The following is a 1,071-nucleotide window of genomic DNA, read 5'->3' as shown; positions in this document are numbered from 1 at the left end:
GCGAGGACCAATTGATAGTACGATAGATTTTCGGAGTAGGCTTCTTCATTCGAAAATTATATTGCTAAAGAAGCCTTTAAGAACAGGTTTGTGCAACAAAGCCCCTTAGATCCTAGAAGATGAATAGATTGATTCGATCTATAAGATTGTGCTTATAATAGAAAGCTGTATTGTCAATAAGTTGTGGTAAGTATAGTTTTAATTTATTGTTTTATATTTGAAAATGTAAAATTAGGGGGAAGACTCTAGAGTAAGCGCTCTCAATCGAAATGAACAAGTAAAAACTAATGGTTAGGTTCTCACAAGCGAAGTTTGGATAAAATAACGATGTATTGCATTAAAATACACAAGTGTTGTTTAAAACACAATTAATGAAATGATTTTGGTTTTTCATTTATTGAAATATGAATGTTGTGAAAATGAAATTAATGTAGTGAATTTATTTTTTTGTATGTATTAAAATATTTTGTGTTGATTAGAACATAATAAATGTGATGAACTTGGTATTTTTATGAATTAACATTGTATTTGTTAGGTTTATAAAATAGGAAGAATATCACATGCAAAAAATTAGCGTTATTTCTAAAACAACTCATCAAAAGTTATTTGAAACGATTGATCAAAAAACGATTTTACTGTCAGAAAGTTCTGTAATAATTTTGGATATTAAAAAAGAGGATGTTCTAAGTTATAAAATTGAAGGAAATGAACTGGTTATAATGTTAAGGAATGGTGAAATTCTTACAATTAAGAATTTTAATCCTAACACTAGTAGTCTAGTGTTAAACGATGATGATGAATTGTTATGGGTTAAGTTTACTACTGAACATAATAGTTCATTAGTAACGGCAGTTTATGAATCGATTTCAAATATCTCTCCATTATTATACGATGATTTAGCAATTACTGGATTGAAGGCTGGTGGTGTAGCTGGGCTACTACTTGCTGGAATTGGATTTGGGATTAATGGTCTTAGTGATGACGGGAATGATAATAAAAATGCGACAGATCTGAAGAATGCAACAGCGTCAGTTGAAGCCGCAGAAAAAGCGTATAACGATGTCACTCAAG

General features: G+C 30.2%; 1 protein-coding gene. It reads left to right on the top strand.

What is annotated here, in order from left to right; all coding sequences use genetic code 11:
* Positions 1-560: 560 nt before the first annotated feature.
* On the top strand, positions 561-1,071 hold a 511-nt coding region (locus tag FY049_RS22195), incomplete at its 3' end, for a BapA/Bap/LapF family prefix-like domain-containing protein (RefSeq protein ID WP_446084429.1).

This window comes from Acinetobacter sp. 1125_18A (assembly GCF_052824985.1).
This window is presented reverse-complemented; position numbering and strand designations above follow the sequence as displayed.